Source organism: Sphingobium sp. 3R8 (genome assembly GCF_020166615.1).
In the GTDB taxonomy this organism is placed as follows: Bacteria; Pseudomonadota; Alphaproteobacteria; order Sphingomonadales; family Sphingomonadaceae; genus Sphingobium; species Sphingobium bisphenolicum.
The window spans coordinates 70,414-84,747 of sequence record NZ_JAIQXR010000003.1; the positions used below are offsets into that span (position 1 = coordinate 70,414).

A 14,334-nucleotide genomic window follows, 5' to 3' on the forward strand; every position below is an offset into this window, starting at 1 on the left:
ATGTCCACCGGCCCTGTCCTTTCCGTGCGCGATCAGGCGGCCGTATAGCCGCCGTCGGCGATAAATTCCGATCCGGTGATGAAACCCGCCGCATCGCTGGCGAGAAAGGCGATCAACGGCGCGATGTCCTCGGCCGTGCCCAGCCGGCCCATCGGGATCAGCCGTGACCAGGCGGCCAGCGCCTGCTCCGGCGGGATGAGGATGCCGTCCGCATCGCGCGGCGGCTCCCAGTCGGCGCTGAGGTTGGTCGCGACCGGCCCCGGCAACACGGTATTGACGCGAATGCCGGTCGCCGCCAGCTCGGTTGCGACCGCCTTGGACAGCGCGCGCACCGCGCCCTTGGTCGCGCTATAGGCCGCATATTCCGCGCCGCCGACCTTGCCATAAATGGACGAAACATTGATGATCGCGGTCGTACTCGCGCCTTGCGTCAGGGCCGCGCGCATCAGCGGCAACACACCCTGCATGCCCGGATAGACGCTGTCGACATTGACCCGCTGCTGTTTGCGAAGCAGGTCGATTCCCGCTTCGGCAAAGGGCCGGGCGATCATGATGCCGGCATTGTTGACCAATATGTCGATCCGGCCATGTTTCGCCTCCACTGCCGCGAACACAGCCGCCCAGTCGGCCTCGCTCGACACGTCATGATGCAGCGTCACCACGTCGTCCCCCAGCATCGACGCCGTCTGCGCCAGGCTGGCGTCGTCGATATCGGTCAGGACGAGGGTGGCGCCCAGCGCATGGAGCAGCTGGGCGGTGCCCCGGCCTATGCCGGATGCGGCGCCGGTGACGAGGGCGATCTTGCCGTCCAGGCAAATAGGGGCTGGCTCACTCACTCTACTCCGATATTCGATCCGGGGAATTGCTGCGCGTCGGGCATTGTCGGCAACCATGGCACGCGACTGTCGCAATAGACTTCCATGACAGGGACATGCCGGTCGAAATCGTCCAGCGTGCCGGCCTTGATGAGCACCAGTCCCGGCAAGGCATCGGCGATCGAGGCGATCGGCGATCCGCATGTGGGGCAGAAATGCCGCGCGACGGCCTGACCGCTGTCGCCGGTGTCGGCGAAGACCTTCGTCTCGCCCTGTTGCGTGAAAGAATCGGCCGGCACCGCGACGACGACCGAAAAGGCGCTGGCGCCCTGCCGCTGGCAATGACGACAATGGCAGACCGCGGTCAGCAGTGGCGCGCCGGTGAAGCTGTAGCGAACCTGGCCGCACAGGCAGCGGCCATGGGACAGAGGCCCGCTCATAGCGCCACCACCACCGACTTGGGTTCCAGATAGGCGTCCAGCACTTCCATTCCATTCTCCCGGCCAAGGCCCGATTGCTTGAACCCGCCAAAGGGAAAGGCAGGGTCGGCGACCATGATGCAGTTGATGAAGACCGTCCCCGCCTCGATCCGCGCGGCGGCGCTATGGGCGGTCGCCAGGTCGCGGGTCCAGACATGCGCGGCGAGGCCATAGGCGCTGTCATTGGCCAGCGCGATCGCCTCATCCAGATCGTCGAACGGCGTTGCGGCCAGCACCGGGCCGAATATTTCCTCGCGGGCGGCCTCGGCATCGGGGGATACGTCGCGCAGGACGGTCGGCGCAAAATAATGCCCTTGCTCGGGAAGAGCGATGTCGCCCCCTACCCGTTCGATTCCGGCGCGGTGGGCGCGGTCGACGAAGCCGCTGACCTTGTCATGCTGCCGGGCGCTGATGAGCGGGCCAAGCTGGCTCGCGCGATCGCCGCTCGGCCCGATCCTCTGCGCCGCGCCGACCTGCGCGATCCCTTCGAGCGCCTGATCGTAAACGGAGCGATGAACGTAGAGCCGCGTGCCCGCATAGCAGACCTGTCCCGTGTTGAAGAAACAGCCCATCGCCGCCTGGGGGATGGCGAGCGACAGGTCGGCGTCGGCGCAGATGATCGAGGGCGACTTGCCGCCCAGCTCCAGCGTGACCCGCTTGATGGCGGGGACCGATGCGGCCAGGATCGCCTGCCCGGTGGCGGTGGAGCCGGTGAAGGCGACCTTCGCGACATCCGGGTGGCCGGCCAGCGCCGCGCCGGTGCGGCCGTCGCCCGTGGCGACCGAGAATACGCCGGGCGGAAATCCCACTTCGCGGGCGATCTCGGCCAGACGCAGCGCCGACAGCGGCGTTTCCGGCGCCGGTTTCAGGACCAGCGTGCATCCCGCCGCCAAAGCCGGCGCGATTTTCCACATGGCGAGCACGATCGGAAAATTCCATGGCGTGATCGCCGCTACGACGCCGATCGGTTCGCGTCGCGTATAGACATGATAGCCACCCGGTGTCGCGGCGAGCGTCCCGGCCCTGCCCGCAAGCTTGCTCGGCCATCCGGCATAGGTGCGCAGCCATGCCACGGCGGCGGGAATATCGACGGCTTCGGCAATCGCGACCGGCTTGCCCGTATCGAGCGATTCCAGAGCGGCAAGGCGCTGGATGTCGGCCTCGATCGCGTCGGCGAAGCGGTGTAGCAACCGCTCGCGCGCCAACGGAACCAGATCGCGCCAGGCCGGGTCGCGCAGCGCCGCCTTCGCCGCCGCGACGATTGCATCGACATCAGCGTCGCTGGCGACCGGAATATCGGCAAAGGCCTGACCGGTGCAGGGATCTTCATCCGCCGCCAGCCTCGTTACCGGCAGTATGTCGTCCCCGGCCCGCAGCTGCAGGTCGGGCAGGTTCAGCCCGGCAAAGCCCGCCTGCATCGTCCCCGCTTGCATCGTCATTGCATCATCTCCCGTCCGCGCTTGCGGAAGTCGCTGGGGGTTTCGCCGGCATATTGACGAAAGGCGCGCGTAAAATGGCTCTGGTTGGTGAAGCCGAGAAATTCGGCGATCGTCGCCAGCCCCATGTCCGACTGGGTCAGCATCTGCCGCGCCCGGTCGAGCCGGGTCTTCATCACATATTGATGGGGCGACATGCCCGCCGCTTTGCGAAACACGCGGCAGAAATGCGACGGGGTAATGCCGGCCTGCGCCGCCATTTCCTCCAGGCTGTGACTGGCCTGGGGCCGTTGCTGGACCGCGTTCATGACGTGATGCAGGCGATAGGCGGAGAAGGCGGCGGTCGGGATATCATCGCCGCTCGCCGAAATCGGTCCGCGCAGCATGTGCGCCTTCAACGCATTGACCATGGCGCCGACATAGATGTCGCGCGCGGGCGATGGCGGGGCGTAAAGTTCCGCCAGCACTTGCCGCGTCAGCGCTACCCCCAGCGGGTCGGTGAAGGCGAAGCGCAGCCGCCGGAACTGGTCTGCGGCGGGTGCGGCCTTGAGGATATGGGACGAGACGCTGAGCGTCACGCATCCAGTTCGCCATCGACCAGCCAACCGGTTTCCTGCCCCGAAGGAACGATCGTGGCACAGCCGGGCATGGAACTCAGTTCGCTCCACCCGTCGCGATCCCAGGTCTTCACCTGCGGCTTGCCGGCGATATGGACGGTGAAGACCGGATCGGGCAGCGCCGGTAGGGTATAGGTGCCCACGAACTGGCGCCAACGACATAATTGCCAGCCATCATCGTCCGAGCCAAGCTGGATGTCCGGCATCCGTCCGAGCGCATCGATGATGATGCTCTCGTTCGTGCCCACCTTGTTGCGGGGAGGCATCCACGCGGTCATGCGGATACCAGCCGGGTATCGAGATTCTTGAGGCCATTGATGAAATTGGAGCGGAAACGGCGCGGTGGGCCGGTCACCTCGAAGCGGCGGACTCGTCCCGCCAGCAGTCCGAACGCCACCCGCAACTGCATTTCAGCCAGGCGCGATCCGACGCACACATGCTGGCCGCTGCCGAACGCCAGATGCTGGATATTACCCCGGCCGATGTCGAAGCGGTCGGGATCGGCGAACACCGCCTCGTCGCGATTGGCGGCGATATACCACATCACGACCTTCTGCCCCCGGCGGATCGCCTGCCCGCCAATCTCCACATCAGCCATGGCCGTGCGCCGCATGTGCATGACGGGACTGGCATAGCGGACCATCTCGCGCACGCCGTTCTTCAACAGCTCACGGTCCTCGCGGATGCGATCCCACTGGTCGGGATTGTCGGAAAAGGCGACGATCGAGTGACTGAGCGAATTGCGCGTCGTTTCATTGGCCCCGACCAGCGTCAGGATGAGGTTGCCCAGAAATTCGTTGAAGGTCACCGGCACGCCATTGACCTGCATCGTGGCCAGCAGGGTGGCGATGTCGGTCCCCGGCGTCGCGCGCCGATCGGTGAAGAGCTGCTGGGCAAAGGCCATGAACTCGCCCATCACCGCCGCCATGGCCTCCGGCGACTGGCGGAACTCGGGATCATCCTCGCCGACGAAAGCATTGGTCCAGTGATACAGCTTGATCCACATGTCCGGCGGCAGGTCGAGCAACTCGGTCAGCGTCAGCAGCGGCAGCGGCGCCGACAGCAGCGGGACGAGATCGACCGGCTCATCCAGTGCGATCTTGTCCAGCAGCGCCTCGCATCGCGCCGTGATCCGTTCCTCTATGCCCGCCAGCCGCCCCGGCGCGACGGCGGGCATGATGAATTTGCGATATTGGGTGTGCACCGGCGGATCGAGCGAGATGAACGGCACACCGATCGCAGTCTCTCCCGCGCCGGTCAGGCCGACCTCATTCTCGTTGAAGATCCGGTGCCCGCCATTGTCATGGGCCGACGAAAAGAGATCGGGCCGCTTCGACACCTCGACGATATCGGCATAGCGGGTCAGCGCCCAGAAACCGCTGCTGTCCGCCTCCGGGTTCCAATAGACCGGCTGGTCCCGCCGGAGCCGGGCGAACACCTCGTGCGGCGCCCGGTCGAGATAGAGGTCGGGGTTCTTGAGATCGGGACCAGTGGTGGCGGTCATGGCGCTGCGCTCCCTCTTAGAAGCTCACCCGCGCGGTCACGCCATAGGTACGCGGCGTGGACGGAACGAGGAAATTATAGGGGAAGCCGGCGCCGCGCAGGTCCAGCCCATAGGCATAGACCTTTCGATTGAAGGCGTTGTTGATCCAGCCGCGGAGCTGGAGATTGTCATGCACCCAGATCAGGCTGGCGTTGACCTTGGCATAGCCGTCCTGTTGCAGTTCGGAATTGATCTGGCCGGTGCCTGGCGCATTCTCGCTGTTGAAGGGCGAGAAATATTGGCGGCTGAAATAATTGATCGTCGGCGAGAAGGTGACGGTATCGCTGCCGGCATCGATGATCTTCCAGTCGATGCCCGCCTGCGCCGTCCAGTGTGGCGCGAACGGCAGGTCGTTGCCCGCGAGATTGACGCCCTGCAGCGCCAGTTCCTTGTACCGGGCATGGAGATAGCCGGCCGACGCGTTGAGCGTCAGCGCGGATATGATCCGCAGGCTCGCTTCGACCTCGCCGCCATATACTTCCGCTTTGGGCGCATTGACCAGAATGTTGACCGGCCCGGCGCGCAGGTCCTGCACCTGCTGGTTCGTATAGTCATAATAGAAGCCCGCGGCCGAGAAGGTCATGCGATTGTTCAGCGCGCGCCCTTTCAGGCCCAGTTCATAGGCGTTGACCCGTTCGGGATCGACATAGTTGATCCCCGACGAGGAGGTATAGCTGCCGCCGTTGAAGGCGCCCGAACGATAGCCGCGATTATAGCTGGCATAGACAAGCAGGCCATTGTCGAACGTGTAGCTGAGCGCCACGCGGCCGGTCAGCGCATTGTTGCGCCCCTTGAGGTTGAAGATCGCGGCAGGATCATAGGCGCAACTGCCCGGCGCGCCGGCGCAGGGAACCGTCGTCGCGATCGGCGTTTGCGGATCGGTGACGCTGCCCGCGAACAGATAGGCATAGCCGTCGTCATAGCGACCACGATCGGCGGTATAGCGCGCGCCCAGCGTCAGGATCAGCTTGTCGGTCAGATTATAGTCGCCCTGAAGGAAGGCGGCATAGGAACGGCGGGTCTGGCGGTAATGCTGGAAGAAGCCGCCATCGACGCCCGGCGCCAGAGCGCTGCCGATATAGAAGCTGTTGTCGGTGACGATCCGGTCCCAGCCGTAGAACACGCCGCCGACCAGCTTGAGCTTGTCCGATTCATAGTTGAGCCGGGCTTCCTCGCTGAACTGGCGGAACGTCGACCGCCAGTTGATGTTGAGCACGTCTATCGGGGCGCCATCCGAGGATTGCTGGAGGTTCTGCTTGCCGCCATCATAGGAAGTGATCGAGGTCAACGTCACGGTGTCGCTCAGTTCCAGGCTGATATTCGCCGCGACGCCCCAGGCGTCGGTCTGGTTTTCACCGACACGGCTTTCATTCACTTCGAAGAAGCCAAGGCCCGTGCGGAATGGCTCGAGCCCGTGGATACCCGCTTCGGTGCCGCGATTCTGGCCGGCATAGGCGCGGATTTTGATGTCCAGCGGGCCGTTGCCGGGCCGGATGCGCAGCGATGCCCGCCCCTGCCAGGTGTCCACGCCGCCGGGATCGCGCCCGCCCGGCGCCACATTGTGGAACTGGCCGTCGCCCTTTTCATAATTGCCCGCGATGCGGATGCCCAGTTCGTCCTCGACCATCGTGGTTTCGACCGCACCCTGCACCTTGAAGGTGGCGAAATTGCCGTAGCCGGCCTCCAGATAGCCTTCCGTCCCTTTGAGCTTCGGCCCCTTGGTGATGAAGTTGATCGCGCCGCCGGTGGTATTGCGACCGAACAGCGTCCCCTGTGGCCCGCGCAGCACTTCGACGCGGTCGAGATCGAACAGGCCCATGCCGTGACTGGTGCGCGCGGCGATATAGACGTCATCGATGTAAACGCCGACTGGCGACGCCTGATTGGCGTTGAATTCATTGGCTACGCTGATGCCGCGCAGCGAGAAATTGGGCTGGGTGCTGCCATAGGGGCTGCTGACCTGCAAATTGGGTACCGCGGTCGCCAGCGCCGCGGAATTACTGATCCCCTTGGTGGCCAGCGTTTCGTCGCTCAGTGCGGAGATGGCGAGCGGGACCGACAGCAATGATTGCGACCGGCGCTGCGCGGTGACGACAATGTCGGCAATTCCGCCGCCATCGGCCTGCGATGCGGCTGTCGCCGCACCCGACGTGTTCGCTTCCTGTGCCAGAGCCGGGGCCGCAGCGCCGCACATCAACGCGCCGACGAACATGTGCCTCGCAAATCGAAATTCCATAACCTCTCCCTTATCTGTCGGCCTTTTTTGCCGCCGAAGTTGTGCATTCGGTCTAGGGGATTGGAGGTCGGAAGGCTTTACACGGACCTGCTCTCGTTTTTTACATTTCTTGCGCAACGGCGCGCGCAACAATGCGCAAGCCAACGGATCATGTGGTGGCCGCCCCGCAATATCGCTCAGTCGAGCCGGCGCTTGCGGAAGCTTGAGGGCGTTTCCCCGGCAAAATTGCGAAAAGCGCGGTTGAAATGGCTCTGACTGGTAAAGCCGAGCATGTCGGCGATCTGGCTCATCGGCGTCTCCGACTGGCTCAGCATCTGCTGCGCCCGCTCCAGCCGGGCCTTGAGCACATATTGATGCGGGCTCATGCCCGTCGCGCGTTTGAAGACGCGACAGAAATGGGACGGCGTGATGCCCGCCTGCGCCGCCATGTCCTCCAGGCTATGCTCCGCTTCGGGACGTTCGGCCACCGCATTCATCACATGATGGATGCGATAGGAGGAAAAGGCCGAGGTCGGAAACCCACTGCTCGCGGTGGTGGCCGGACCGCGCAGCATATGCGCCTTGAGCGCGTCGATCATCGCCGACACATATATGTCGCGCGCGCCCGATGCGGGGCGATAGAGTTCGGCCAGTATCTGCCGCGCCAGGGCAGCCCCCAACGGATCGGAAAAGGCGAAGCGCATCCGGGAAAACTGGTCGAACACCGACGCAGCCCGCAAATCCCCGGAATCGATGCTGAGCGTCACGACGTCCAGTTCGCCATCGACCAGCCAGCGCGTCGCCATGGTCGCGGGCACGATCGTCGCGGCGCCGGGATAGGAAGCGGTCTCGCTCCACCCGTCCCGCTCCCAGGTTCGTACATTGGTCTTGCCCGCCAACTGGACGACGAACATCGGATCGGGCAGCGCCGGCAGGGTATAGCTGCCCACAAACTGGCGCCAGCGGCTGAACCGCCAGGCGCCGTCGCTGGACGCAAGCTTGACCTCCGGTTCCCGCTTCAGCGTATCGGCGATGATCGCCTCGGCGTGCCACTTCTGCTGGTGCACGATCCCTGTTCCTCTCACCATGCGATCGATATCTGCCGATGGAGGCGGCCGGTCGCCATCAAAGGATGGAGAGCATGACGGCCGCGCACAAGAGGCGAAGGGAGGAAACCGCGAAAATCGGCGCATCGGCACGAGAGGCGCGCGCCATGCAGGCCGCCCCTGCCACGCGCGGCCGACGCGTCGCTCTTCCCGTCACGCTATCGCCCGGTCCAGCGCGGCGCGCGCTTTTCGGCGAAGGCCAGCGGTCCCTCGACATGGTCCTGCGACGCCAGCATCCGCCGCATGGCGGGATAATCCCACTGCGCGACGATCGCCTTGTCCACCGGCTCGGTCAGACCCTTGCGCACCGCCTCCTTGGTCGCCTGCACCGACAGCGGGCTGCAGGCCAGTATCTCGGCCGCCCAGCGCCGGGCCACGTCCATGACGTCGCCTTCCGCGACCTCGTTGACGAAACCCAGCGCCGCGCCTTCTCGCGCACTTACCCGGCGGCCCGTTAAAACCATGCCCATCGCATGGTGCAGCCCGATCGCGCGCGGCAGGCGATGCAGCCCGCCCGCCAGCGCCGCAATCCCCACCCGCGTTTCGGGCAGCGCGAACATGGCATGGGTGGACGCGACGACAATGTCGCAGGCCAGCGCGATTTCGAACCCGCCGCCCATCGCCACGCCGTTGACCGCCGCGATCACCGGCTTGTTCAGGTCGAACCGGGCGGTCAGCCCGGCAAAGCCGCTCGGCGGCGTTGCCATGCCGCCACCCGACGCCTGCTGCTTCAGGTCGTGCCCGGCGCAAAAGGCCTTTTCCCCGGCGCCGGTGATGATGGCCACCCATTGGTCGTCATCGGCGGCGAAATCGTCGAATGCCGCGGCCAATTCTTCATGGGCTGCCGTATTGAGCGCATTGTGTGATGCTGGGCGGTTGATCGTGATGATCGTCAGCGGGCCTTCCCGCTCCACGCGGATATAGTCCATCCGGGTCATTTCGCCGCCATCCGGATCGCGCCGTCCAGCCGGATCACTTCCCCGTTGAGCATCGGGTTGCCGATGATATGCTCGACGAGCGCGGCAAATTCTTCCGGCTGCCCCAGGCGATTGGGAAAGGGCACCTGGCGTCCCAGTGAATCCAGCGTTTCTTGCGGCAACGTCGCGAGTTGCGGGGTCCAGAATATACCCGGCGCGATCGTCATCACGCGAATGCCGTGGCGGGCGAATTCGCGCGCGATCGGCAATGTCATGCCGACGATGCCGCCTTTCGATGCGGCATAGGCCGCCTGACCGATCTGGCCATCATAGGCCGCGACGCTGGCGGTGTTGACGATCACGCCGCGTTCCTCCCCCAACGCATCGGCATCATGGATGCGCGCGGCGAATTTGGACAGGACGTTGAAACTGCCCGCCAGGTTGACCGTCAATATCTTACTGAAATGGGCGAGCGACATCGCCTTGCCGTTGCGATCGATGATCTTTTCCGGCGCGCCGATACCCGCGCAATTCACAAGGATACGGGCCTTGCCATGCCAGGATTCGGCCTGGTCCAGCGCTGCTTCGACAGCAGGCTCGTCGGCAACATCCAGGGCAATGCTCCGCCCGCCGATCGCCTTGGCATGGGCTTGGCCCAAGTCGGCGTTGAGATCGAAGATGGTGACCCTGGCGCCGGCGCGTGCGAGCATTGCGGCGGCGCCGCCGCCCAGCCCGGAAGCACCGCCGGTCACGATCGCTGCCAGCCCTTCAATCAGCATGGGACATCTCTCTTCCGGCCTTATGGAGCGGGGATGCTGCATATGTAATGACGTATCTAGCGGTGGGGGCGACGGTCGCGCCTGGCTGTGCCGGATATCGCAAAATCTCTCCTCCTTCGGACCTTGATGGTCGCTGGCTTGTCTGGCGGTTTAGTCGAAGCGCGCTCTGCAGGCTTTACACAGAGATGTTCTGCTTTTTGACATTTCTTGCGCATCGCTTGCCTCCCGCGGCACGATACGGCTTTTCACGTTCGACAGACGCACGGAAGGCGACAGCTCGACGGCGCCATAGCGAGGCAGCGGACTCCCGAAGGGCGGTCGCGCCCGACAGGAGAGGCCGACATCCATGCACCCCATGCACCATGCCCTTGCATATCCCGACAAGCCTGCCTGCATCATGGCCGAAACGGGCAAGGTGCTGCGCTATCGGGCGCTCGACGCGGCATCGAACCGCTGCGCGCATATGTTGCGGCGACTCGGCTTGCAGCGGGGCGATGTGATCGCGGTGATGCTGAACAATGAAATGGCGGTGTTTCCCATTGCCTGGGCCGCGCAGCGCGCAGGTCTCTATCTCACCAGCATCTCGACCAAGCTCAGCGCCGACGATCTCGACTATATCATCACGGATTCCGACGCCCGGCTGCTGATCGTTTCCGATTCACTCGCGCCGCTCGCGCAGCAGGCGCTTGCGGCCAGGCCTGCGCTTGCGGCCTACAGCGTCCATGGCGAGGCGGGCGGCCTTCCCGGCTGGATCGCGGCCTGCGCCGCTTGCCCCGCCACGGCGATCGCCGACGAAAGCGCAGGCACGGAGATGCTCTATTCTTCCGGCACGACCGGCCGTCCCAAAGGCGTGAAACCGACCCTGCCCGACGGGCCGCTGGACGCGGAAATTCCGCTCGTCGCCATGGGGCGCACCCTTTACGCCATGGATGAGGACATGATCTATCTGTCCACTTCCCCCCTTTATCATGCGGCGCCCCTGCGCTGGGCGATGACGGTGCAGCGCTTCGGCGGCACCGTGGTCCTGATGGACCGCTTCGATGCGGAGGCTGCGCTTGCCCATATCCAGGACTATCGCATCACCCATGCGACTTGGGTGCCCACCCACCTGATCCGCTTGCTCAAACTGCCGGAGGCGGTGCGGGGGCGCTATGACAGCGGCTCGCTGGTGGCGGTCATCCACGCCGCAGCCCCCTGCCCGGTGCCGGTGAAACAGGCGATGATCGATTGGTGGGGACCGATCGTGCATGAATATTATTCCGGCACGGAAACCTGCGGTATCACCGCCCTGTCGTCCGCCGAATGGCTGGAACGCCCGGGATCGGTCGGGCGAGCGATATTGGGGACGGTCAAGATCCTCGATGCCGCGGGTCGGGAACTGCCTCCCGGCGAAACGGGCGACGTCTATTTCGCCGACGGCCCGCGCTTCGAATATCATAATGACCCGGACAAGACCGCCAAGGCCTATAATAGCCGGGGTTGGGCAACGCTGGGGGACATCGGCCATGTCGATGCGGACGGCTATCTCTATCTGACCGACCGCAGGAATTTCATGATCATATCGGGTGGTGTTAACATCTATCCGCAGGAAATCGAAAATTCCCTGATCACCCACCCCAAGGTCGCGGACGTGGCGGTCATCGGCGAACCGAACGAGGATCTGGGCGAGATGGTGATCGCGGTCGTCCAGCCCGCGCCGGGCGTGACCGGCGATAACAGCCTGTCCAGCGAGTTGACGACCTATGTCCGCAAGGCGCTGGGTGGCGTGAAGACACCGCGGCGATTCGATTTCCGCGATCAGCTTCCTCGCGAACCCACGGGCAAATTGCTCAAGGCCAAACTGGTTGCCGAATATCGGCGACAGGCCAGGACGGCGTCACCATAGCCGCCGTGCCCGCACCAGATGCAGGAGGAAAACGGGGACGCCGAGGAAGGCGGTGAGGACACCGAGCTTAAGTTCATTATAGGTCGGGATCAGGCGCACCGCGATGTCCGCCAGCGTCAGCAGTGCCGCCCCCGCCAGCAATGAGGGCAGCAGGATCGACGAGGGGCTGCGATCGGTCAGCGGCCGCACCAGATGAGGCACGATCAGCCCGACAAAGCCGATCGAGCCGGCGACCGCCACTGCGCCGCCGACACCGATGCCGACGCCCAGCAACAGGCGCAACCGGGTGCGCTGCAGGTTGACGCCGAGCGCCTGCGCACCCTCCTCCCCCAGTGTCAGGGCATCAAGTGCGCGGGAGTCGAGCAGGAGCAGCACCGCGCCGCAGGCGATGCAGGGCAGCGCGATCCAGACGTGCTCGACCGATCGGTTCTCGATCGATCCGAGCAGCCAGGCGGTGATCTCCATGGCGGCGAAGGGATTTTCAGACAGGTTGAGGGCGAGGCTGATGCCCGCGCTCGCCAGCGCAGAGATCGCGATGCCGGCGAGAATGAGGCTGAGCGGGCTTTCGGCGCGCCCCGCCAAGGCGAACAGCAGCAGCAGGGCGAGCAGGCCGGACCCGATCGCCAGCAATGGCAGAAGCAGGATATGCAGTTCGGACAGCCCGAAATAGAGGGCGCCGACCGCCCCCAGCGCCGCGGCGTTGGATGCGCCCAGCACCGACGGTTCGGCCAGCGGGTTGCGCAAATAACCCTGCAACGCTGCGCCTGCGAGGCCGAGCATCCCGCCCACGGCCAGGCTGAGCAAGACGCGTGGCAGCCGCAGGGTGAACAGGATCGCGGTCGCGATCCGGTCGCCATGGCCGGTCGCTGCCGCCAGCAGCCGCGCCGGATCGATGGCCGCCGATCCCACGCCCAGCGAGGCGATGCCGGCCAGGATCGTCAAGACCAGGAGAATGAGCAGTAGCACGCGCCGCCGCGCGTCGAACGGGTGGAAGTTGGACAATGGCACCTCGCAGTGGATCGGTGGTCCCCGTCACGCTTGTGTCCCGGGGTCGTGTAAGTCATGGGGCGGCTATGATACTGGGACTAAGGAAATCCTCGTCCGCCGCACTGGCGGCGATTTTGTTCGCGCTGGCGGCGGGCAGTCTTCTGGCTGGTTCGGCGCCCGCATCGCGAACCGGGGACACCGCCGCACCGCAGCGGATCGTGTCGCTGAACCTGTGTGCAGACCAATATCTGATCGCGCTGGCCGATCGCGCGCAGATTGCGGGTCTGACCCGGAACGCTAACAATGCGGCCATGTCCGCAGCCGCGGCGCAAACGCGCGGCCTGCCCATCCTGACAGGTTCCGCGGAAGAAGTTCTGGCCATCGATCCCGATCTGGTGATCGGCGCGCCGGCCAGGCGCGGCGGGATGATGGCGGCGCTGTCGGGCGCACATTATCATACCCTCGATCTGAAGCCCGCCGGCAGCTACACCGGCATCGTCACGCAAATCCGCGCCGTCGCAAAGGCGGTCGGCCATGTCGATCGCGGCGAGGCGCTGATCGCGGGGATGGACCGGGATCTCGCCGCCATCGCCCGTCCCCGCCGGTCCGGCGTCGCGGCCTATTATCAGCGGCGCGGTTTCCTGACCGGGACGGGCACGCTGATCGACGACCTGATGACCCGCGCCGGGCTGGTCAATCTGGCCGGCAAGCTCGGCAAGCCGGTCCTGTCGCAACTCACGCTCGAAGAGTTGATGGTCGCCCAGCCCGACTATCTGCTGATCGAAAGCGGCTCCGAACATGTGGTCGATCTGGGTACGGAGATGTTGCGCCACCCGCTGTTGAAGGACATCAAGCGGCTGCGCCTGCCCCAGGCCTGGACCGTCTGTGGCGGGCCGGCCTATGTCGATGCCGTTCGCAGCCTGGTGAACCAGATCGACCATCGGCTTTAAAATTCGATGCCGGGCTGCGCCTTGACGCCCTGTTCGCGGAACGGATGTTTCACCAGCGTCATCTCCGTCACCAGATCGGCGGCTTCGACCAGCGCTTCGGGCGCGTTGCGGCCGGTGACGATGACATGCTTCATCTCCGACCTGGCCTTGAGAACCGCCAGCACCTCGTCGAGGGGGAGATAATCGTAGCGCAGGACGATATTGAGTTCGTCGGCCAGCACCAGATGATAGGCCGGGTCGGCGATCATGCGCTTGACCTGATCCCAGGCTTTGCCTGCCGAAACAATGTCTTGCGCCCGGTTCTGCGTATCCCAGGTGAAGCCGTCGCCCATAGCCATGAATTCGACCTGATCGGGAAAACGATCGAACACGGCCTTCTCGCCCGTCTCCATCGCCCCCTTCACGAACTGGACCACGCCGACCTTCTTGCCATGGCCGATGGCGCGCACCACCATGCCCAGCGCCGCGGTCGTCTTGCCCTTCCCCTTGCCGGTGTGAACGATCAGCAGGCCCTTTTCGACCGTCTTGCCCGCCACGATCCGGTCGTGCGCGGCCTGCTTCTTCTTCATCTTCTGCGCATGTTGTTCGTCTGTCCGTTCGGCCAT

14 protein-coding genes are annotated in these 14,334 nt (G+C 64.8%); 2 read left to right on the top strand and 12 right to left on the bottom strand.

Features of this window, described 5'->3' with window-relative positions; all coding sequences use genetic code 11:
• Positions 1-32: 32 nt before the first annotated feature.
• The 10 genes from K9B33_RS03850 to K9B33_RS03895 form a co-directional block, all read right to left on the bottom strand.
• Positions 33-836 carry an SDR family NAD(P)-dependent oxidoreductase gene (locus tag K9B33_RS03850; RefSeq protein WP_224546825.1) on the bottom strand — a complete coding sequence of 268 codons (804 nt, stop codon included), beginning with the start codon at positions 834-836 and terminating at the stop codon, positions 33-35.
• The gene (locus K9B33_RS03855; protein WP_224546827.1) at positions 833-1,255 is read right to left on the bottom strand and encodes a GFA family protein; all 423 of its coding nucleotides are present in this window, start codon (positions 1,253-1,255) and stop codon (positions 833-835) included. The genes K9B33_RS03850 and K9B33_RS03855 overlap by 4 nt, the downstream gene beginning before the upstream one ends.
• Positions 1,252-2,733 carry an aldehyde dehydrogenase family protein gene (locus K9B33_RS03860; RefSeq protein ID WP_224546829.1) on the bottom strand — a complete coding sequence of 494 codons (1,482 nt, stop codon included), beginning with the start codon at positions 2,731-2,733 and terminating at the stop codon, positions 1,252-1,254. Before K9B33_RS03860 ends, K9B33_RS03855 begins: the two co-directional genes overlap by 4 nt.
• Complete coding sequence (locus K9B33_RS23130; protein WP_224546830.1) at positions 2,730-3,308, bottom strand: helix-turn-helix transcriptional regulator; 579 nt, start codon at positions 3,306-3,308, stop codon at positions 2,730-2,732. The genes K9B33_RS03860 and K9B33_RS23130 overlap by 4 nt, the downstream gene beginning before the upstream one ends.
• Positions 3,305-3,625 (bottom strand): hypothetical protein, encoded by a 321-nt coding sequence (locus tag K9B33_RS03870; protein WP_224546831.1) that lies wholly within the window; start codon positions 3,623-3,625, stop codon positions 3,305-3,307. The genes K9B33_RS23130 and K9B33_RS03870 overlap by 4 nt, the downstream gene beginning before the upstream one ends.
• The gene (locus K9B33_RS03875; protein WP_224546832.1) at positions 3,622-4,851 is read right to left on the bottom strand and encodes a cytochrome P450; all 1,230 of its coding nucleotides are present in this window, start codon (positions 4,849-4,851) and stop codon (positions 3,622-3,624) included. Before K9B33_RS03875 ends, K9B33_RS03870 begins: the two co-directional genes overlap by 4 nt.
• Positions 4,852-4,867: 16 nt before the next feature.
• Positions 4,868-7,126, bottom strand: coding sequence for a TonB-dependent receptor (locus K9B33_RS03880; protein ID WP_224546833.1), 2,259 nt, complete (start codon positions 7,124-7,126; stop codon positions 4,868-4,870).
• 176 nt (positions 7,127-7,302) lie between these two features.
• Entirely contained in the window at positions 7,303-8,172 is an 870-nt protein-coding gene (locus tag K9B33_RS03885; RefSeq protein ID WP_224546834.1) for a helix-turn-helix transcriptional regulator, read from the bottom strand.
• Positions 8,173-8,369: 197 nt separating this feature from the next.
• The gene (locus tag K9B33_RS03890) at positions 8,370-9,149 is read right to left on the bottom strand and encodes an enoyl-CoA hydratase-related protein (protein WP_224546835.1); all 780 of its coding nucleotides are present in this window, start codon (positions 9,147-9,149) and stop codon (positions 8,370-8,372) included.
• The gene (locus tag K9B33_RS03895; protein ID WP_224546836.1) at positions 9,146-9,907 is read right to left on the bottom strand and encodes an SDR family NAD(P)-dependent oxidoreductase; all 762 of its coding nucleotides are present in this window, start codon (positions 9,905-9,907) and stop codon (positions 9,146-9,148) included. The genes K9B33_RS03890 and K9B33_RS03895 overlap by 4 nt, the downstream gene beginning before the upstream one ends.
• Positions 9,908-10,253: 346 nt before the next feature.
• On the opposite strand from K9B33_RS03895, the gene K9B33_RS03900 reads away from it, so the two are divergent.
• A complete protein-coding gene (locus K9B33_RS03900) occupies positions 10,254-11,792 on the top strand; it encodes an acyl-CoA synthetase (protein ID WP_224546837.1) in 1,539 nt (512 codons plus the stop codon).
• On the opposite strand, the gene K9B33_RS03905 is transcribed toward K9B33_RS03900, so the two are convergent.
• Entirely contained in the window at positions 11,784-12,734 is a 951-nt protein-coding gene (locus K9B33_RS03905) for a FecCD family ABC transporter permease (protein ID WP_411973986.1), read from the bottom strand. The genes K9B33_RS03900 and K9B33_RS03905 overlap by 9 nt on opposite strands.
• A gap of 131 nt (positions 12,735-12,865) precedes the next feature.
• Between K9B33_RS03905 and K9B33_RS03910 the strand changes: the two genes are divergently transcribed.
• Complete coding sequence (locus K9B33_RS03910) at positions 12,866-13,729, top strand: ABC transporter substrate-binding protein (RefSeq protein WP_224546839.1); 864 nt, start codon at positions 12,866-12,868, stop codon at positions 13,727-13,729.
• Here the strand turns inward: K9B33_RS03910 and cobO are convergent.
• Positions 13,726-14,334 (bottom strand): cob(I)yrinic acid a,c-diamide adenosyltransferase, encoded by a 609-nt coding sequence (gene cobO / locus K9B33_RS03915; RefSeq protein ID WP_224546840.1) that lies wholly within the window; start codon positions 14,332-14,334, stop codon positions 13,726-13,728. The genes K9B33_RS03910 and cobO overlap by 4 nt on opposite strands.